18 protein-coding genes are annotated in these 18,264 nt (G+C 63.1%); 8 read left to right on the forward strand and 10 right to left on the reverse strand.

Translation table 11 applies throughout. The annotated features are described in order from the left end of the window. Positions 1 to 171: 171 nt before the first annotated feature. Positions 172 to 1,119 carry an HDOD domain-containing protein gene (locus AC3CBN_RS18630; protein WP_488634477.1) on the forward strand — a complete coding sequence of 316 codons (948 nt, stop codon included), beginning with the start codon at positions 172 to 174 and terminating at the stop codon, positions 1,117 to 1,119. Positions 1,120 to 1,128: 9 nt separating this feature from the next. Here AC3CBN_RS18630 and AC3CBN_RS18635 read toward each other — a convergent pair whose 3' ends face one another. The 8 genes from AC3CBN_RS18635 to thpR form a co-directional block, all read right to left on the reverse strand. After that, the gene (locus AC3CBN_RS18635; protein WP_488634478.1) at positions 1,129 to 2,127 is read right to left on the reverse strand and encodes an LLM class flavin-dependent oxidoreductase; all 999 of its coding nucleotides are present in this window, start codon (positions 2,125 to 2,127) and stop codon (positions 1,129 to 1,131) included. A gap of 84 nt (positions 2,128 to 2,211) precedes the next feature. Beyond that, a complete protein-coding gene (ydiK, locus tag AC3CBN_RS18640; RefSeq protein WP_488634479.1) occupies positions 2,212 to 3,309 on the reverse strand; it encodes an AI-2E family transporter YdiK in 1,098 nt (365 codons plus the stop codon). A 1,027-nt stretch (positions 3,310 to 4,336) separates the two neighbouring features. Continuing rightward, a complete protein-coding gene (locus tag AC3CBN_RS18645) occupies positions 4,337 to 5,512 on the reverse strand; it encodes a YncE family protein (RefSeq protein ID WP_488634480.1) in 1,176 nt (391 codons plus the stop codon). A 48-nt stretch (positions 5,513 to 5,560) separates the two neighbouring features. Continuing rightward, a complete protein-coding gene (locus AC3CBN_RS18650) occupies positions 5,561 to 6,370 on the reverse strand; it encodes a creatininase family protein (protein ID WP_488634481.1) in 810 nt (269 codons plus the stop codon). Positions 6,371 to 6,528: 158 nt separating this feature from the next. Further along, positions 6,529 to 6,702, reverse strand: a complete 174-nt coding sequence (locus AC3CBN_RS18655; protein ID WP_488634482.1) for an oxidoreductase-like domain-containing protein — start codon at positions 6,700 to 6,702, stop codon at positions 6,529 to 6,531. A 43-nt stretch (positions 6,703 to 6,745) separates the two neighbouring features. After that, the gene (locus AC3CBN_RS18660) at positions 6,746 to 7,513 is read right to left on the reverse strand and encodes a class I SAM-dependent methyltransferase (RefSeq protein WP_488634483.1); all 768 of its coding nucleotides are present in this window, start codon (positions 7,511 to 7,513) and stop codon (positions 6,746 to 6,748) included. 88 nt (positions 7,514 to 7,601) lie between these two features. After that, on the reverse strand, positions 7,602 to 8,999 hold the full coding sequence (locus AC3CBN_RS18665; RefSeq protein WP_488634484.1) for a M20/M25/M40 family metallo-hydrolase: 1,398 nt from the start codon (positions 8,997 to 8,999) through the stop codon (positions 7,602 to 7,604). 114 nt (positions 9,000 to 9,113) lie between these two features. Further along, a complete protein-coding gene (thpR, locus tag AC3CBN_RS18670; protein WP_488634485.1) occupies positions 9,114 to 9,725 on the reverse strand; it encodes an RNA 2',3'-cyclic phosphodiesterase in 612 nt (203 codons plus the stop codon). A 172-nt stretch (positions 9,726 to 9,897) separates the two neighbouring features. On the opposite strand from thpR, the gene AC3CBN_RS18675 reads away from it, so the two are divergent. Together AC3CBN_RS18675 and AC3CBN_RS18680 are read left to right on the forward strand one after the other, a co-directional pair. Next, positions 9,898 to 10,299 carry an ExbD/TolR family protein gene (locus AC3CBN_RS18675; protein ID WP_488634486.1) on the forward strand — a complete coding sequence of 134 codons (402 nt, stop codon included), beginning with the start codon at positions 9,898 to 9,900 and terminating at the stop codon, positions 10,297 to 10,299. Positions 10,300 to 10,518: 219 nt separating this feature from the next. Then, positions 10,519 to 11,016, forward strand: a complete 498-nt coding sequence (locus tag AC3CBN_RS18680; protein ID WP_488634487.1) for a hypothetical protein — start codon at positions 10,519 to 10,521, stop codon at positions 11,014 to 11,016. 17 nt (positions 11,017 to 11,033) lie between these two features. Here AC3CBN_RS18680 and AC3CBN_RS18685 read toward each other — a convergent pair whose 3' ends face one another. Then, the gene (locus AC3CBN_RS18685; RefSeq protein WP_488634488.1) at positions 11,034 to 11,714 is read right to left on the reverse strand and encodes a 2'-5' RNA ligase family protein; all 681 of its coding nucleotides are present in this window, start codon (positions 11,712 to 11,714) and stop codon (positions 11,034 to 11,036) included. A 211-nt stretch (positions 11,715 to 11,925) separates the two neighbouring features. Here AC3CBN_RS18685 and AC3CBN_RS18690 point away from each other — a divergent pair, with 211 nt between their 5' ends. The 3 genes from AC3CBN_RS18690 (at position 11,926) to AC3CBN_RS18700 (ending at position 14,410) form a co-directional block, all read left to right on the forward strand. Next, on the forward strand, positions 11,926 to 12,441 hold the full coding sequence (locus tag AC3CBN_RS18690) for a hypothetical protein (protein WP_488634489.1): 516 nt from the start codon (positions 11,926 to 11,928) through the stop codon (positions 12,439 to 12,441). 64 nt (positions 12,442 to 12,505) lie between these two features. Further along, positions 12,506 to 14,023 carry a hypothetical protein gene (locus tag AC3CBN_RS18695; RefSeq protein WP_488634490.1) on the forward strand — a complete coding sequence of 506 codons (1,518 nt, stop codon included), beginning with the start codon at positions 12,506 to 12,508 and terminating at the stop codon, positions 14,021 to 14,023. Between the two features lie 120 nt (positions 14,024 to 14,143). After that, positions 14,144 to 14,410, forward strand: coding sequence for a GIY-YIG nuclease family protein (locus tag AC3CBN_RS18700; protein WP_488634491.1), 267 nt, complete (start codon positions 14,144 to 14,146; stop codon positions 14,408 to 14,410). A 138-nt stretch (positions 14,411 to 14,548) separates the two neighbouring features. Here the strand turns inward: AC3CBN_RS18700 and AC3CBN_RS18705 are convergent, their stop codons facing one another. Continuing rightward, positions 14,549 to 16,858, reverse strand: a complete 2,310-nt coding sequence (locus AC3CBN_RS18705; RefSeq protein ID WP_488634492.1) for a transferrin receptor-like dimerization domain-containing protein — start codon at positions 16,856 to 16,858, stop codon at positions 14,549 to 14,551. A 284-nt stretch (positions 16,859 to 17,142) separates the two neighbouring features. Between AC3CBN_RS18705 and AC3CBN_RS18710 the strand changes: the two genes are divergently transcribed. Further along, positions 17,143 to 17,763 carry a hypothetical protein gene (locus AC3CBN_RS18710; RefSeq protein WP_488634493.1) on the forward strand — a complete coding sequence of 207 codons (621 nt, stop codon included), beginning with the start codon at positions 17,143 to 17,145 and terminating at the stop codon, positions 17,761 to 17,763. Between the two features lie 149 nt (positions 17,764 to 17,912). Then, positions 17,913 to 18,263, forward strand: coding sequence for a DUF4242 domain-containing protein (locus AC3CBN_RS18715; protein ID WP_488634494.1), 351 nt, complete (start codon positions 17,913 to 17,915; stop codon positions 18,261 to 18,263). Position 18,264 lies beyond the last annotated feature (1 nt).

The raw sequence follows: 18,264 nt of genomic DNA on the forward strand, positions 1-18,264 counted from the left end.
GCAGGTTCGTTATTTCGCGCTACATATTTTCCGCCCCGCGCCGATACAACAGCGGAGCGGGGGCGTGAAGCGGGAGCAGATAGCAAGATGATGGGTTACTGGTGGCGGTTCTTCGCACGTGAACGCGCGTCTGCAACACCGGCGCCGCGCCCGCCTGCGACCGACCACAACATGCCTGATGCCATGGAAGCATTGCCCCATGGCACCGTCACGGGCGACGAGATCGAGGAGCGCTTCAACCGCTTCATCCTGAACTTGCCCGTGAACGCGCGCGATGGCGCCAACCTTGCGCGGGAACAATTGTTGCTGCAGCGGTTGAAGGACCTGTGCGACAGCGGCCGCTTCGACGTGCGCACGCTGCCGCGCATGCCTACGGTGCTGCCCCAGCTGATGCGCGCAATGAAGAGCGACAACCTCAATGGCGCTCAGCTGGCCAACCTGATCCGGCGCGACCCGGTGCTGGTCGGTGAAGTCATGCGTGTCACCGGCAGCGTGACCTATCGCACCGCCCACCCGGTGGGCAGCCTGCAGCATGCCGTGGTGCTGCTCGGCCAGATCGGCCTGCGCCACGTGGTGTCGGTCTACGTGATGAAACCCATCCTGATGGCCAGCGCCGGCGCCAACGGTCAGCTGGTGGGCCAGCGGCTGTGGGACCACGCGGAACGCTGCGCGCACGCGGCCGTGTTCCTCAGCAAGGGACAATGCGATCCGTTCGAGGCTCAGCTGGCCGGCCTGGTCGCCTACAGCGGCCTGGGCGCCGTCGCGCGGCTGCTCGAAAAGGACCTGAGTAACACCCTGCCCGCCTGTTCACAGGCGTTTGTCGCCGGCTGCGCCCGCATTGCCGCCCAGCTCAGCGTGCAAGCCGGGAGGCACTGGGATCTCCCGCCGCCGGTGCTTGATGCCCTGATCGAGCACGCGGACACCGGTGCGGACGCCATGGTGCTGCCGATGAGCCGCGTGTTGCACGCTGCGCAACGGTTGGCCATGTGCCAACTGCTGGCCGAACAAGGCCTGATGGATGGCGAGGCAGGCTACGTCGACGACTCGATCACGCAGTTCCCCGAACAGCTGCTTGCACGCTGCCGGCAGGATCTTCGACAGAACTTCGTCGTCTCCTGAGCGCTGCCGTCATTCGCCGGCAGCGATGCGTTCTCTTACCTTCGCCACGATGTCGAAGGAACGACATCGCGCCTCGTGATCGAACACGTTGGCCGTCACCATCAACTCGTCGGGGCGATGCCGCGTTACGAACGCTTCAATGCCCTGCTTCACCGAGTTGGCGTCCCCGATAACCGCGCAGGCCAGCGCGCGTTCCACGCCAAACTTTTCGGTAGGCGTCCAGTAATTCTCGATATCGTCGATGGGCGGAGGAATCAGCCCCGGCATGCCACGCCGCAAGTTGACGAAACTCTGCTGCTGCGTGGTAAACAGGCGCCGTGCCTCGGCATCGCTATCGGCCGCCACCACGTTGATACCCAGCATCGCGTAGGGCGATTGCAGTCGCGCGGATGGCCGGAAATCCCGACGGTACAGCGCCAGCGCTTCGTCCATGGCATCCGGCGCGAAATGCGAGGCGAACGCAAATGGCAAGCCCATCGCGGCGGCAAGTCGCGCGCTGAAAAGGCTGGAGCCCAGCAACCACACTGGCACCTCGATGCCCGCACCCGGCACGGCGCGCACCGGCTGCTCGGCGGTAGCTGGCTCGAAATAGGCCAGCAGCTCCGCGACGTCCTGCGGAAACGCGTCCGCGCTGTCGAAATAACGCCGCAGCGCACGCGCGGTGGCGTGATCGGTGCCTGGTGCGCGTCCCAACCCGAGATCGATACGACCTGGATACAACGACGCCAGCGTTCCGAACTGCTCGGCCACCTGCAGCGGCGCGTGATTGGGCAACATGATTCCGCCCGCGCCCACGCGAATGTTCTTCGTGCCGCCTGCTACGTGCCCGATCAGCACGGCAGTCGCCGCGCTGGCGATGCCCGGCATGTTGTGGTGCTCGGCCAGCCAGTAGCGCGTATAGCCCAGCTGTTCGACGCGGCGCGCCAGATCGAGCGTATTGGCAAACGCCTGCGTGGTGTTGCTGCCCTCGGTGACCGGCGCCAGGTCGAGTACGGAAAACGGAGTCATGTGGCTTCCTCGGCGGGGAAGCCACCGATGTGGGGACGGCGAAGGGAAATGCCAGCCCCGCCCCCATGGCACCGCCGCCGCTCGCTAGACGGGAGGCGGCGGTGAAACCTCGGACTCCTGATCGTCTGGCACTTCGTTGATCCAGGTCTGCAGCAACGTGTAAGTGACCGCGAGAATCATGGGCCCGACAAAAAGCCCCACCAGGCCAAACGCAAGCAGACCGCCGATCACGCCCACCAGAATCAGCAGCAAGGGAAGATCCGCGCCCCGCCGGATCAGCAGGGGTCGCAGGAAGTTGTCGAGCGTGCCAACGATCACCGTCCACACGAGCAGCACGAGCGCGGTGACCGTATGGCCCTGCCAGTACAGCCAGCCCACACCCGCGAGCAAGGGCAGGCCCGGGCCCAGCTGGGCGATACAAAGAATCAGCATCACGGCAGTCAGCACAGCCGCCAGCGGAACACCCGCAATCAACAACCCGATGCCACCGAGCAAGGACTGCGCGACGGCGGTGACGATGATGCCAAGCGCCACGGCGCGTATCGCCTGCGCCGCGAGCAGCACCACCACTTCCCCGCGCTGCCCGCTGACCCGCCGCGAAAAGCGGACCACGGCATGTCCCGCGATCTCGCCCTTGGCGAACAGGATGCCGGTAATGATGGTGGTGAGCAGCAGATGAAGTAGCAGGGAGCCTATCGAGCCCGCCTGGCTGAGTGCCCAATTGACGATCTGCGCGGCATGCGGCTCGACACGTGCCATCAGCCCACCCGGCCCGGCGTCCGACAACGCCTTCCACTGTGTCCAAAGCTTCTTTCCCGCCAGCGGGATATTGAGCAGCCAGTCGGGTGGCGCAGGCAGTGCGTATTGCGGCATCGCCTCGACCAGGGCGTGGATACCAGCCGCGTGATCGACCAGGGTGAGCACCGCTGCCGCAATCGGCACCACGATCACCAGCAACATCGCAAGCATCATGACCAACACGGCAAGCCAGCGCTTTTCGCGTACACGATGCTGGACTTTGAGCAGGATCGGCCACGTGGCCACGGAAATCATGGTGGCCCAGATGAGTGCAGCCAGGAACGGCTGCAAGACGTACAGGCTGCCGAGCATCAGTACGCCGACGATCAGGATGACGAAAAGGTGCCGCGCCAGATCAAGCTGTAAGCGAACGGCCGTGGTCATGGCAGACCTCCCAATGCCTCCTACCGATTGTGGCACGCAGGCGCCGCTACGCGCCCCAGTAGTTTTCCCTAATCAAGAGCTTCGCCTTCGATGGCATCGAAGGCGCCTCCATCAGGCCCGGACGCGCCTCTGCGACTGGATGCGAGCTATCGAACCTGCGATGACCGCGACAAGCATCCAACCTATCGATGAGCCACCCATCACTACGCGATGCCGCAACGGGCCAGGAAAGCGGACGATCCCTATGACGAGTCGCGCTTTAGCCGAAACGCCAGGTTCGCTGCTCAACCCGGCCGCAACGCGCGCACTCGCGTCGGCCCGACTCGGAGCGCACCCACTTATGGCTCAGCACCCGACAGACCAAACGGCCAAACCCCTGATTCCAGTTCATTCCCTTCCCTCATCCCGAATGACAGCAATGTGATGTTCGTCACACTTTAGCAGCGAGCGAGGCGCAAGACGATGACACGCCATGACAGGCGAAGCCTTGATTGAATTTTGTGTCAGGCAATGCCGACCCGACGGCGAGTCGGACGCGCGGAAATAGGGAAATGATTGCGCCTTGCAGCGGCGCCGTCAGAAAAAGCGAACGGCCGTTTCGAGGCAAGCCCGAAACGGCCCAATCACCCAGGATGGGCTGCCCTATCGCAAATGAAGCCTTGGCGATGTGGCCTTGCGCCACCTCGTAGGGCACAGCATTTCCACTGCGCCCTTGCCTTCGGGGAAGGTGCAGGTGACTTCCTTGAGATCTACCACTACCGGCCCCGTCACGACGCGGCTGAGCAGCCGCGCGTGAAGATCGGGCTCGGCAAAGCAAACAAGAATGCGACGCCTCAGCTCCTCATGCCCTTCGCCAGCCGCGCGCCGTGCAGCATGAACTGCTCGGCGTCGGGGCATAGGTGGCGAGCCAGGCGTCGACGTCCTTGTCGTTGCATGCCTCAAGCTGACGCTGAACCACCGCGGCCGGATCGGTCGCCGTTATCTAACCGTGTGCCCGGCCCCGATGGTCGTGAGTGGCTCCAGGCGCTTAGCGCATGATGCCGGTATGGCCGAGCGAATAACGACCCGGCTGCGGCCACACGGTGAGACCGTGCGGTTCCTGGCCCACCTTGATGGAGCGGACCTGGCCAGTGGTGGTATCGAAGGCATACACCACGTCATCGAAGCGGCCAGACAGCCACAACGTCTTGCCGTCTGCGCTGACGTTGCCCATGTCCGGGCTGCCGCCGCCGGGAACCGGCCAGTTCGCCACCACCTTCTGTGTCGCGAAGTCAATCACCGACACGCTGCCCTTGCCCTTGCGCGGGCCGTGGATCTTGTTGGAACCACGGTTAGCGACGTACAGCTTGGTGCCGTCACGGCTCGGATAGAGGCCATGCGTACCCACGCCGGTCTTGACGAAACCGACTTGCTTGAAGCTCTTGCCGTCGATCAGGTAGACACCGTCAGCCATCATGTCGGCCACGAAGAACGTCTTGCCATCGGGGGACGCGCGAATGTCCTGCGGCATGCCGTGCTTGGCGAGATCGAGGTAACCGATTACCTGGCGCTTCACCATGTCGATCTTGGCCAGCTTGCCGGTGAACTCACAGGTGAAGATCGCGTAGGTACCATCGATAGCGAATTCGGCATGGTTGATGCCCTTGCAATCGGGCGCCTGCAGGCTCGAATGCATCGCCATGGAATGCGCATCGCGGAAGTCCAGACGCGCGTGCGCCTCGACCACCACGATGGCTTCCTTGCCGTCCGGCGTGAAATACATGTTGTACGGATCATCGACAGCAACATTCGCGCCGGGCTTGCCGGTGCGCGGATCGATCGGCGTCAGGCTGCCGGTGGTCTTGCGCTCGGCATTGTTGGTGACCCACAGCGTGCGCAGATCCCACGACGGCACGACGTGCTGCGGGCTTTCGCCGACCTTGAACTTGTCCACCACTTTGTAAGTGGCCGGATCGATGACGTAGACGTCATTCGAGCGCAGGTTGGGCACGTAGATGCGCGCCGGGTCGTTCGCAACGGCGGGACTCAGATGATTGAGGCCTGCTTCGCTGTACATGTTGGCGGGGTTGGGCACCGACGGCATGCCGGGAACCGTGGTGACGGCCGAGGCCGCCAGGGCGTTACCGCCAAGACACGCCGCGGTGAGCGCAAACGATGCCAGACGGATCAAACGGGAAGAGCGCGGGGAGGTAGCAATGGCCATGGGCGAACAACTTGTGGGTGAAAATCGGAGGTCACCCCCGAAGGGGCATCAGCGTCCCTGAGTGTCTTTCTTCAGGGCGTCAACGGTATGTAACACAATAGCATCGACGCCCACCTGACCGAGGTCGGCCGAGGCCCGGCGCGGGTCGCCACCGTACACGCCGTCCGCCTGGCCCAGCTTGGGTCCGTGCTGCAATTGCTCGAGCCGGACCATCTGCGGCGCCACTGCCAATTGAAGCGACGTGTCCGCCAGACCGGCGTGCGTGCCGATTTCGTCATCACGGAAGCCATGCTGGCGCAGCTGCTGCGCGTAACCATCCGACGAACTGGCGTAGTACTCCGGGGGCACGATGGCCCGTGCCTTGCCGGCCCAGGTCTTGTTCAACCTGGCCGCGACGCGATCAAGGTCCTTCTGGTAACCGCCGTGATCGCCCAGGAAAACGATGTTGCGGAAGCCATGCACCGCGAAGCTCTGCGCGGCTGACTCCAACATCTGCTCAAACACCGCATCAGGAACGGTGATGGTGCCGGGAAAACGCATGTGCGAGCTTGGCGGCGCATAGCCGCCCTCAGGCACATAGGTAACCACCGGCGCCACCAGCGCGTTGCCCAGTCGCTCGGCGATCTTCCGCGAGAGAAATGCCGCCCGGACATTGTGCTTGCCTACCGCGATGCCCGGGCCGCTCTGCTCGGTGCCGCCGATAGGAATGATGATGGTGGTCTTGCCGGCCTGGATCTGGTCGCGGATCTCCGTCCAGGTCAGGTCTTCCAGCAGGACAGTATGGGGCGTCTGAGCAAAGGCGAATCCCGTGGCGAACAACAGGAAGCCAGCGAGCATGGCGAGCGATCGGGAACGCATCGAAGCATCCGGCAAAACAGAGTCGCTAGTGTAAAACGCACCCCTGCAGGAGTGCACCCAGTGCGCGACCGCGGAAATACGGCGTTACCGCTGTGCTCGGCCACCTTGGGTGGTAGGCTTTTCGCGCACTGGGTGCGCTCCTACAAAAAGATGTCGGTTTACTCGGGAGGTTCGCCGGGATGTCGCTCTTTCCACGCCGCAAGCTCTTCGCGGTAGCGGCCCATCGCCTCGTCGTAGAGGTCGAAGATGCAGGGCACGCAACCCTGGCCGCAGCAATCCTCGTCATCGGGCCGTTGCGGGCGCGTGGGAGGTGAATCGACGGAGGGCGCCATGGTGCCCTCCGTCGCGTTGGAGCGCTGTGAATCAGTCAAATCATTAACCAGGCTTGCGGAAGCGATAAACAAACTGGTCGGTGTGACCGCGGATCGACTTGTCGAATACCTTGATGTTGTGCGGGTCGGCCGCGTTGCGAAGCACGTCGGTTTCGCCGTCGAACACGAAACCGACCGACTCCACCTGCTTCTTCACGATGGCCGGATCAATGCGGTGCAGCGTGTCGGTGTCGCGCATGCCCGAGCCCGCCTCGGCCACGTGATCGATCACCACGAACAGGCCGCCAGGCTTGAGCGCGTCGAATACCTGCTTGTCGAACACCGTCGGATCGACCTTGCCCATGAACTTGTCGGGATAGTCATGGTAGTTCTGCGAAGTGAACACCACGTCCACCTTCTCGGGCGTCTTGAACTCGTTCGCTGGCGCCATGAATACGCCCACATTGGCGTAATGCGGATTGGCTACCATCGCCTTGGACGCCTGCACGTCGGACTTCGATTCGACGGCGTACTCATTCGGCCACACCACGTACACGTGGCCCTGCGGTCCCACGATGGCGCTAAACACGCGAGTGAAGTAGCCGCTACCAGGGATCAGATCCACCACCGACTGGCCTGGCTTCACCTGGGTGAAAGTCATCAGGTCAGCCAGCTTGCGGCGATCGTCGTCGCCGACATCACTCGCGCGGACAGGATCATTGATGGCTGCGGTGACATACGCAGGAGTGTTCGATCGTGCCGGCGGCGCAGCCAGCGCGGCGGTCACGGGCAAGGCGAGAGCAACCAGCACTGCTAGAACGGTCGGACGCATGACGAACTCCGTGGTCAGATGTGGGAGCGCAATACTGCGCCCCCACAGCATAAACCGCAGCAGGAGTTTCGGCATACGCTCCGATGCCTTATTTGGCCGCCCCCGGGCCGGCCACCGTGGTCAGCAGCACATGCCAGTAAGCCAGGTCGTCATAGAACGACTTAACCGGAACGCGCTCGTTGAGGCCATGCGCGAACGCGTCGCTGGTTTTCATGAACATGCCGTTGACGCCGTAGGTGGGAATGCCAGCGGCGCGGTAATACAGGCCGTCGGTGGCACCCGACTCCTGAATCGGGGTGATCTCCACGCCCGGCCGGATGGTATGCACCGCCTTGGTCACCGCCGCCACTACGTCGGGGCGCAGCGGCGAGGCGTCGCTGGACACGGCCTTGCCGACCAGCGCGACGTCGACCTTCGGGCCCACCACCTCCTGCAGCGACTTGCGCACGGTGTCGATGGCCACGCCAGGGAACACGCGACAGTTGATGGTGGCTGTGGCCGACTGCGGCAAAGCGTTGTCCGCATGACCGCCGCGCAACAGAGTGGCCACGCAGGTGGTGCGGGTCTTGCCCACTTCCGCGGGTTCGCCGGCCAGTACGGCTGCGGCGGCCTCATCGTGCGGATCCTTGGCGAACGCACGCATTGCCTCGCCCAGCTTGCCCTGGCTGGTGGCGCCCAATGCCTTGAACGAAGCCAGCGTGGTGTCGTTCCACATCACCGGAAACTGGTAGCCCTGCACTTTCTTCAGCGCATCGGCCAGCTCGTAGATGGCGTTGTCCTGGCGAGGCAGCGAGCTATGACCGCCCGGGTTATGCGTGGTCAGCTCGAAGCTGGCATAAGCCTTTTCGGCCGTCTGCAAACCAAACACCAGCGGCTTGCCCGACTCGCTCAGCTCGCCACCGCCGGCATCCGTGTTCAGTGCGTACTCGGCATCGACCAGGTCGCGATGGTTCTTGACCAGGTCATCCATGGTGTCCTGCGTGGTTTCTTCATCACCGGTGTACACGATGATCAGGTCACGCGTGGGCACGAAGCCCTCTTTCTTCAGACGAATGAAGTTGGCCGCGAGCACGGTGACGCCACTCTTGATGTCCTCGGTGCCACGCCCGAAGAAATAGCCGTTTTCCTCGATAAGCTTGAACGGATCGCGCTGCCAGTCCTCCGGCTTGGCGGTCACCACGTCCATATGAGCCATCAGCGCAATCGGTTTGCCGCCGGTGCCATTGCCGCGGTAACGCACCACCATGGCCGCCGTCTCGCCATGGGGAATGATGTGGATGTCCGAATCCGGAAAGCCCGCTGCGCGGAACTGGTCGGCCAGGTACTTGGCCATCACCGGCACCTGTCCCTGCCCAATCTCGGTCTTGAACGCGATGAGGTGACTGAAGATATCGCGTGCCTGGGCCTGGTTGGGGTCCAGTTTCGCTGCAGCGGCAGGAAGTGCCACGGAGAACATCAGCAATGAAGCGAGCAAGGGTTTGAACATGGAGCATCTCACCGGCGTCGAAAGGAGCGGTGAGTATGTCGTGTTACAGGTTTCTTGTGGTGCCGCCCGTCGCAAAGAATTTTCCTGTCGGTATGGGCGGCCAAACGTTCGTTGCTAAAGCGGCTGGAAACGCCATGCATCGAGGGTCTGGTACTCGCCGCCACCTACGATGCTGTGCAGCAATGCAAAGCCTTCGACGTGCCAGGCAATCGGTTCGATGGGCATAGGCTGCGGCAGCGCACCACGGCTATAGGCAAAGGTGACGTGCGGCGTAAAGCTCCGCGAGATCTGTGCCCCCTGCCCGGCCAGCACCAGTGCCTGTCGAAGGTCTTGCCACAGCGTCTGCAGCGCGGACGGCACAATGGAGCAGCGCAGCACGCAGGGCGGCTCGCGTCCATGGAAACCAGCCGCGCTGTCCAGCACCAGCTCGAACGGCGCACAGTGAACCTTGCTCGCCGCGGCAATCGCCGCGCTGACGACATCCTCGCGCAGCATGGGATGGTCGCCCAGGAAATGCAGCGTGGCGTGATAGCGGGAAGACCGGATCATGCGTGCGCGCAGGTGCTGCGTCGCCGCAACCTCGGCCGCCCCCGTTTCGATGCGCCGGCGAACCGCCTCACCCGGCAACAGGGCGAAGAACAGGCGGTGTATCTCGGTGGGAACGTTCGCACTGCCCCCAAGCAAGTCAGGCTGTACGTCGGCGGGGAGTGAACGGCGGGGGCTCATGCGTGGAACATCTCTGGAAACCGTCAAAGCCTACCGCAAACTGCTTCCGCCGTATGGCCATGCGCTTGTTATAGCCATCCATCGACTGCACGGCGTAAGCTGAAGTCGCCGGCGCGTCCCCACGCCCGGCGTCCCACATCGATGTCACATCACGCCGTCAGGAGGAAGAACCATGGCTTTCTCTGCACGTGTCTCGGATGCACCCCTCGCACAGATCAATGTCACGCCGCTGGTTGATGTTCTGCTGGTGTTGCTGGTGATCGTCATGATCACTTCGCCCGTGCTAACGCATAAGTTGAAGCTGGACCTGCCTCAGCCCGGCAAGACAAATCGAGTGGAGACGCCCGAAATGGTGCGACTCTCCATTCACGCGGATGGGTCTCTGTACTGGAACGATGTGCCGGTAAACGAAGCCACGCTGGCGACGCAGCTTGCCATTGCCGCCCACCAGAGCCAGACGCCGCACCTGTTGATCGACCCGGCTGACGGCACGTCGTACCAGACCGTGGCCGGGGTGATATCCCATGCCAAGCAGCAGGGGCTGGACAAGATCGACTTCATGGGTGCGCGTTAGGCGTCACACCTATGCCATCCGGGCTCCCATGGACGCGCTTGCCAGCGCCCATGGGAGCAAGGCAGCGGGCCAGTGGCGCGATTAACAAGGCAATCACGCCACCTTGCCGGCTTCGCGCAAGAATGCAGGTGAACCAGCAGGCCCGCTGCCCAGCGTGGTGCCCACCAGCTACCGCCTCCAGCATGCGGACGCATTGCGCCGACATGGTAGGAGGACTGTATGAAATCCCGCTGCGTTTTCAGCACGCCCGATCTTGCCTCTGCCCGTGCGGCGATGGAGGCGGCCTTGCGCGCAGGCATTCGCGATGAAGACATCTCGCTGATTGCCCGCGAGGACATCGAGCGCGACTCCATTCCCGATCATCTGATGACCGGTCGCACCGACTTCTATCCTGCCGCCATGCGCGGCGTCGCATGCGGCGGCGGTACCGGCGTGGTGTTGGGCCTGGTCGCCGCCGCCATTCCACCACTGGGCGTGACGTTGGTTGGCGCGGGCGCCATGGCGTTGGCGGCCGCCGCTGTGGGCGGCTGGACCGGCGCACTGGTCGGCTCGGAGGTGCCCGACGTCATCCATCGCAAGTTCAAGAGCGAGATCGCCTCGGGCCACATCCTGGTGGTCATCGATGGCAACAAGGACTGCCTGTCGGTCGCCGAGCCCGCCATGGAAGGCACGGGCGCCACGCATCTGCCGTTCCATGCCCACACGATGCTGACCTAGGTGAGCTGAGGCCAAAGCTACGGCGTGACAACGCACTTCCTGGAGTCGGCGTGCGTCTGCGCCGTCGACCGAAGCGTCAGGCGGTGATGGCTGCGCAACGGACCGAAATGGCGGCGTGCGGCGTAGGTCGCGTAATGCAACTGCGTGATCGCTAGCGGTGCAGGCGGCGCATCGAATACGCCGAGGCGGGCGCGAATGACCTCCGCACTGACGCAGCGCCGGTACAGCCCCAAGGTGATGTGCGGTACGTAGACAGACTGGCGCACCTCGCGACTGACTCGCGCAAACATGGCACGCCAGTTTGCCAACCTGCCCTCCGGATCGCCGACAGGGATGAACGCTGCGCTGGCAAAGCTATCCGGCGGCGCCAGCGGCAGCGTACATGTCGTATCGACGGCGGTGTCGAGCAATTTGACTTGTCGTTCCAGAAGGTCTGGCGAGAAGTCGTCGTCAGCGATGCATCGTGGCTGATGAAACCCGCATACGAACACCGTCAGGTGTGGCTGTCGCCGCGGGCAAGGATGCAGCAGGTCGGCAAGCCGCTGCCGCACATCCTCGATATAGCCCAATAGGTCCGCATTCTCGATCGGTACCACCCACACGCCGTAACGCGTGCGACCTCGATGCCACTGCGGGTAATCACCCAGCTCGGCTACGAGGGTTTCGGCCGGGCTCGCGGTGGGGTCGGAGAAAAGCATGCGCTGATGGTAGCGGCACCGATCTCCCATGCGTGACGTCGGGCGCAGGACGGGCCGAACCAACCATCCATCCAGGCTCGGACGCAGCCACGCCGATGCTTTCGAGCGCTTTTGCCGCGAACGCCCCGCTGGGGCCATGGCGCTCCTGCGGGAGGCCATGTCGCCATCCGCCCCTTCTCTCACTAGAGTGGCGATGCCCGGAGGCCAACCCATGACCGAAGGGAAACCAACGCCATTGGAGATCGCCATGCGTCGCACGCGTCATCCTGCACTTGCCGCCACGCTCTGGGGTGGCTTTATCGCCGGTACGTTGGACATCGGTGCCGCTTCGCTCATCAGCGGCTACAACCCGGTCGTCATTCTCAAATACATCGCCGGTGGATTGCTCGGCAAAGCCTCGCTTGCCGGCGGCCCATCCAATGCGGTGCTTGGTCTGGTGTTGCAATGGATCATGTCCATCATCATCGCCGCCATCTTCGTGTTGTTCATGCGACGCCGCATTGCCACAACGCGCCAATGGCCGGTCTGGGGCGTTGCCTATGGCGTGGTGGTCTTCGCGGTCATGAACTACGTGGTCGTGCCGCTTTCGGCCTTAGGCAAGATCCCCCACTTCACCACCTACAGCTTCATTGCCAATCTTGCAGCGATGCTGTTGTTCGGCTGGATCGTGGCGTTCGTGGCAAGGCTATTCCTGGGCACCAAACACCCGATGGCCGAGGCGCCTTAACACCCACCTGCCCGCGCATCGACGTTTCAGGCAAACTCCCCTGCGACCACCGGGGGGAGTCATCATGCGCAAGGCAGGAGTATTCGTTTTGCTGTTGGCAGCGGCATGCGCTGCACACGCATCAAAGAGCAAGCCCGACACCATTCAGGCGCCGGCAAACCAAGAAATCGACGCTGCCCGCGAAGACGTTCGCCTCGCCTACATCTACATCCGCAATAACAACACCGCCGCAGCCACCGAAACCTTGGACAGGGTGTTGCACACCAAGGGCTTCGCCCAGTTGCCGGATGACCTGCGCTACGTCGCACTGCTGCTCGCAGGCGGTATTGCGGAAGACAGCGGCAAGCACGCCGAGGCGCACGATCTGCTTGTGAGGGCAAGTGAATTCAGCCGGGCAGACAACACGGTCTGGCACGCCCGCCTGGCCAGCGCCTTCGAGAGCGAAAACTACCCGGACAGCGCCCTTTGCGTAGCCACCATCGCCAAGCGTTGGCCATCCTCGCTGGATGAAATCAACCAGCGCGCCATTTATACGATCAACACTGAACTGGGCGATGCCGGCGCGCAGGTCATCCAACGTGATTATCTGCAGGCGCTGTTCGACGCGGGCTGGAGAGATTCGGACGGCGAACCGAGTGAATTCTGGCGTGAGCTGGCACGCCTTTGGTTGGCCGCGGGCGACCAGCGGAAAGCGTTGACGGCAGCCGCCCGTATTCAATCGGCCCGGGAAGTACTGGCCATGCGGGTGGATAGGCAATTCGATGCCATCACCCGTGCAAACCCTCGTGGTTACGATGTAGAACGCGTCGCTGCCGCGGAGATCAATGCGGCACGAGAGCTGGTCAAGACATCACCGGACAACTTGCGTCCACTCGTTCGCCTGCAGGCCTTGCTGCTTGGTACGCGGCACTACGACGAAGTGCTTGCCATCGCCGACGAAGTCGTGGCCAAGGTGCGAGATGGACGGGGCCCATCGATCTACAAGGACTTCGACGACCAGTACATCTGGCTCCTCGACGAACGGTCGCGCGCGCTCGCCCGACTTGGCCGGTGGGACGAGGCCGTCGAACAATGGGAGCGTGCCGCGCGTCGCCCCGAACAGGGCGCCATGAACGTCAGCCAGATCATCAACCTCGCCCAACTGTACGCCGACCTGAAACGTCCGAAGGATGCACTGGAAGCTGTCCAGGAGTTGGGTAACGCGAGCGCATTCGGACGCATGCAAGTGGAGATCGTGCAACTGGAGGCGGCCATCGTTCAGCAGGATCAGGCTGCCGTTACGTCGCACCTTGCCTATATGCGCGAACACCGCACCGATGCCATCGCCACATGGCAGACCGCACTGCTGCTCAATGGTGATCTCGATGGCGCTGCCGATCTCCTGGTCGAGCGCCTTGGCAGCGAAAAATGGCGGAGCGCTGCGCTTTCGGACATGCAACAGTATGCCGATACGCTGAGCACGCCGATGGACACCGAGCGCCTGCAACGCTGGCGTGCCGTCATCGCACAGCCCAAGGTGCAACAGGCATTGGCCAAGGTCGGTCGCATCGAGAAATTCAATCTCGACCCGGTCGAAACCTGATAGCTGCGAACGAGGCGGCAGGTCGCCGCCTCCATCGAACCCGCCTGTCCATATACGATTGGCATGCCCACTCGCTCACCAGCCGCACGACGGATGAGCGACGCCAGAACCGAGGACCGCATGCCACTCGTTCAACGCCAATGGTGGCTCTACCTGATCGAATGCAGGGACGGCTCCTACTACGCAGGCATCACCAACGACCTCGACGCACGCTATGAAGCCCATGCGTCTGGTCGTGGTGCGCGCTACACGCGTTCACATCCACCGGTGCGATTGATCGGCGCGCGCGCTTATGAGAATCGCGCGGCCGCATCACGTGCAGAATGGGAGATCAAGCGTTTGCCGAAGCACCGCAAGGTGGGCTTCCTGACGGCGAGCGAGACCTGAGGCGTTCTTGAAGCGCCTCATTTTTGAGCCGTCATCCCAGCGTACGCTGGGATCCAGCGCCTTCGGCGTCTGGAAAGTCACTGGATTCCAGCATCCGCCGGAATGACGGTCAACATGGAGCAGTTTGTTCCAATCCCGTCACGACGCCTTCTTCAACAACGCCGTGAGTTGGTCGAGCTGCTTTCGATACGTATCCAGTGTCTTCGCTGTCACGGCCGCGTACTGGTTCGCCTCGTCCCAACGGCGTCCCTCCAGCGCCTCGCGTACTCCCGGTACGGTTTTCACTTCGTAGCCGGTGAGCATGCCTGGCGCATAGATCATGTGCTGGAACCACGGACGCCCTGGCAGTCCGGAGCGATTGGCGAGCGCCTGCTCCATGCGTCCCATCAGGGTGTTTAGCTGCTGCTGTTGCTCAGGCGTGAGCTTGAGACCCGCAGCGGCGCGCTCGTTGTAGGCGTCATCGTAAGCCTGTGCACTCTGCTTGAGTTTCTTCGCCGCCTCGTCCAACGGCGCCAGCTTGATATCCGGCACGTCCGAATCGCGAACCGGCGGCGCCAACGGCCGTGCGGGGTCGGATGACAGTGCGAACGCTTGCTGGTCGAGCAGCTTGTGCTGTTGCTCGGTGTCCTTGCGGGTGTCGTCGACCAGCTTGTGCAACTGCTCCACATAGCGATCCAGCGTGTCGCTGAAATCACCGAAGCGAAGCGGCAGGACGCTGGCGTTGGCCGTGCGTAGCGCAACGTGACCTGCCACCTTCGACAGCGTCACGCCGTACTCGAACGTCGGGTCGCCAAAGCGCACGAAGTGGTCGAAGGAGTCGTATTGCGAGTGATAGATGCCGTCGTTGTCGTCCTCGCCGCCGAAGCCGAGATCGAGCGAGGCGATGCCCAGATGTTCGAGGAACGCGCTGTAGTCGGAACCGGACCCGAGTGCATCGATAGGCACATCGCCGCCTTGGGCCGCCAGCTTCGCATCCTCCTTCACGGCCGGCTTGGCGTCCTTGTTGTCGGCCTTCACCAGCAGTCGCGCACGCATGCGTTCGCGGACGCTCACCTTTGTCTCGGGATCGGTGACGCCATCGGCGACCTGGTTCACCAGGTGCTGCAATGAATGGCTACCGCTGGCACCGAGGAAGCCACGACCGTTGGTATCGGAGTTGACGTACAGCACCGCCTTTTTCTTCAACTCGTCGGCATGCGTCTCCGCCCATTCGGTGGAACCGAGCAGACCCGCCTCTTCGCCATCCCAACTGGCGTAGACCAGCGTGCGCTGTGGGCGCCAGCCTTGCTTGTAGAGCGTGCCGATAGCCTTGGCCTCGGCCAGTAGCGCCACATTGCCGGCGAGCGGGTCCCACGCGCCAAACACCCAGCCATCGTGATGATTGCCGCGCACGATCCACTGATCGGGCTCGGTGGAACCCTTGAGCACCGCGATCACGTCGTACACCGGTTTCTGCCCCCACTGCGACTGCACGGTCAGGTGCACGGGCGCAGCGCTTGGTCCCACGTGGTACGTGAGCGGCAGTGAACCTCGCCAGCCGGACGGCGCCGTCGGCCCAGTCAGCGAGCGCAACAGCGGCGTGGCATCGGCATAGGAAATGGGCATTACCGGAATCTTCAGAACGGTCCTGGCGTCCTTCAGGGCCAATCGCTTGGCGCCCGGCGTGGAACCAATACCCGGCGTCAACGGGTCGCCGGGATACTGCTGCATGTCGGCTACCGAGCCGCGCTGCACGGCATCCTCCGGACGCCAGCCGCCCTGCGGATAAGCGTCGCCCTGCGCGTAACCGTCGTCGTGCGGATCGGAATAGATCAGGCAGCCCACCGCGCCGTGTTCCTGCGCGAGCTTGGGCTTGAGACCTCGCCAGCCGCCGCCGTAACGGGTGATGACAATCTTGCCGCGCACGTCGATGCCGCGGCGCGCCAGCTCCTTGTAGTCGTCCGGCATGCCGTAATTGACGTAGACCAGCGGCGCGGTGACATCGCCGTCACCGCCATAGACGTTGTACGGCGGCAACGCGTTCTCGCGGATGCCGGAAGTGGCGTCGCCTGCCACAGCCGGCTCACTCAGCTTGGCCGTATAGGGATGCGGCCCCTGCAGTTCCAGCGCCACTTTCTTTGGCGTGGGATACAGCACGCTGAATGTTTCGATGTGCGCATCCCAGCCCCATTCGCGAAACTTCGCCAGCATGAACTCGGCGTTGGCCTTGTCGTGCGGCGAGCCAACCTGGTTGGGTTCGGACGACATCTGCCGGAGCCACTCGCGCTGGTCGGCAGGATCGAGCAGTGCATCGAAGCGCTGTTCCAGGTTTCGCTGCGCGACCGCGCCATCTGGCGTGAAGCCCAGCATGCCGTCCTTGCCCTGGCCGTTGTCGTCGGCTGCCCATGCGTTGCCCATGGTTGCCAGCAGGCAAGCCGCCAACAGCGGCCGGATCTTCATTCGGGTCATGCGATTACTCTCCCCAGGATGGTCGTGCGGTTTTGTCGTGCAGGCATGGTCATTCGGGCACGGCTGCCCGTGACGAGCCAATTTCCCAGTTATAGCGCGTGGCACGCATTCATCGCCTCGGACAGAGGTCATGCATCGGATCGCAAGAATGTGATGCTCACCGCCCATACTGAAGTTTGCCGGCGGGGTGCCGATAAACCCCTCATGCCCCGGAAACGGGACGCTGCCTGGCCTGGCGTGACGTACGAGCTCTGCCCGGGCGAATCTTTCATGGCGGGAAACCCATGCTGCATTCGGCACCGAACATTGCCTACCTCAAAGCCGCCTGGGCCGCCTTCTCGGGCATCAGCGGCGTCAATGCCGGGCAGAGTTACGAAGCGGCCGGCCTGAGCTTCACGCGCATCAACCACTCGACCCTGGTGCACAAGAATCACGTCCAGGTATCGACCATGCCCGTGCATTACACGCGCCACGAACTTCGCGCGGGCTTCCTCGGGCGCATCGAGAACGAAGTGCGCAAGGCGACAGCAGAACTCGAAGCCGTCCTGCTGCGCGACCTCTGCATTCCCTTTGGTCATCAGCTGGTGATCGAGCTGGAAGAATGCCTGCGCCTGCTGCGTCGCCAAGGCAACCGCTCGCTCACCATCCTGGTGAAGCCGGACGGAACCGAAAACCTGGAAACCATGGCCGTGATCGAGATGCGCGTATTTCTCGACTCGCCGCGAGCCTGCATGTTTGCCAGCCTGGCCGATGCCATGGGTCAAAAGCACGTCGATGTGCTCGCCAATGCACCCAAGCGCGCACGCGTGCCGCGCGCCGACACTTACGCCGAGCTGGCGCACCAGATGGCTCTCACCATCAAAGCGGCTGTATCGCCTTACCTCGCCGAGCGCCTGGCTGCCTGACACTGTCTCGGGGCGGCCGATCCGCTGCCCGATAAAATGGGTACTTCACCAGCGCAATCTGGGGGACATTCCCGATGTTGCGCACCGCGCTTCTTCCTAATCTGGTCCTGCAGCCCAAGTTCGAGCTGCGATGCCACGAGGAAACCGTCATGTCGCGTTATGTCGTTGAACGTTCCTTTCCGGAAGGCCTATCTCTCCCTACCAATATCGCCGGCGCCGCCAAGTGCGTCGAGATCGTCAATACCAACGCCGAGGAAGGCGTGACCTGGCTGCACTCCTACGTGAGTGCCGACCACAGCAAGACCTACTGCGTGTATGACGCGCCCAACCCCGAAGCCATCCGCCAGGTGGCGCGCCGCAACGGACTGCCTGTCGACCAGATCACTGAGATTTCAGTGCTGAACCCGTACTTCTATCTCAGCATGGCCGGAGCCAGCCGCGCGGCCGCCAACCGTACGGTCTATCGGGCCCCCTGGCGGCCATTCCGCTACTTCCTGTGAT

This window comes from Dyella sp. OK584 (assembly GCF_057787755.1).

Bases quoted from the DNA above. Each gene is read 5' to 3' on its own strand.
- AC3CBN_RS18710 (WP_488634493.1), top strand. From the start codon at position 17,143: ATGCTGCATTCGGCACCGAACATTGCCTACCTCAAAGCCGCCTGGGCC.
- thpR (WP_488634485.1), bottom strand. From the start codon at position 9,725: ATGAGCCCCCGCCGTTCACTCCCCGCCGACGTACAGCCTGACTTGCTT.
- AC3CBN_RS18715 (WP_488634494.1), top strand. From the start codon at position 17,913: ATGTCGCGTTATGTCGTTGAACGTTCCTTTCCGGAAGGCCTATCTCTC.
- AC3CBN_RS18630 (WP_488634477.1), top strand. From the start codon at position 172: ATGCCTGATGCCATGGAAGCATTGCCCCATGGCACCGTCACGGGCGAC.
- AC3CBN_RS18705 (WP_488634492.1), bottom strand. From the start codon at position 16,858: ATGACCCGAATGAAGATCCGGCCGCTGTTGGCGGCTTGCCTGCTGGCA.
- AC3CBN_RS18660 (WP_488634483.1), bottom strand. From the start codon at position 7,513: ATGCGTCCGACCGTTCTAGCAGTGCTGGTTGCTCTCGCCTTGCCCGTG.
- AC3CBN_RS18680 (WP_488634487.1), top strand. From the start codon at position 10,519: ATGAAATCCCGCTGCGTTTTCAGCACGCCCGATCTTGCCTCTGCCCGT.
- AC3CBN_RS18695 (WP_488634490.1), top strand. From the start codon at position 12,506: ATGCGCAAGGCAGGAGTATTCGTTTTGCTGTTGGCAGCGGCATGCGCT.
- AC3CBN_RS18675 (WP_488634486.1), top strand. From the start codon at position 9,898: ATGGCTTTCTCTGCACGTGTCTCGGATGCACCCCTCGCACAGATCAAT.
- AC3CBN_RS18650 (WP_488634481.1), bottom strand. From the start codon at position 6,370: ATGCGTTCCCGATCGCTCGCCATGCTCGCTGGCTTCCTGTTGTTCGCC.
- AC3CBN_RS18685 (WP_488634488.1), bottom strand. From the start codon at position 11,714: ATGCTTTTCTCCGACCCCACCGCGAGCCCGGCCGAAACCCTCGTAGCC.
- AC3CBN_RS18645 (WP_488634480.1), bottom strand. From the start codon at position 5,512: ATGGCCATTGCTACCTCCCCGCGCTCTTCCCGTTTGATCCGTCTGGCA.
- AC3CBN_RS18655 (WP_488634482.1), bottom strand. From the start codon at position 6,702: ATGGCGCCCTCCGTCGATTCACCTCCCACGCGCCCGCAACGGCCCGAT.
- AC3CBN_RS18700 (WP_488634491.1), top strand. From the start codon at position 14,144: ATGCCACTCGTTCAACGCCAATGGTGGCTCTACCTGATCGAATGCAGG.
- AC3CBN_RS18665 (WP_488634484.1), bottom strand. From the start codon at position 8,999: ATGTTCAAACCCTTGCTCGCTTCATTGCTGATGTTCTCCGTGGCACTT.
- AC3CBN_RS18635 (WP_488634478.1), bottom strand. From the start codon at position 2,127: ATGACTCCGTTTTCCGTACTCGACCTGGCGCCGGTCACCGAGGGCAGC.
- ydiK (WP_488634479.1), bottom strand. From the start codon at position 3,309: ATGACCACGGCCGTTCGCTTACAGCTTGATCTGGCGCGGCACCTTTTC.
- AC3CBN_RS18690 (WP_488634489.1), top strand. From the start codon at position 11,926: ATGACCGAAGGGAAACCAACGCCATTGGAGATCGCCATGCGTCGCACG.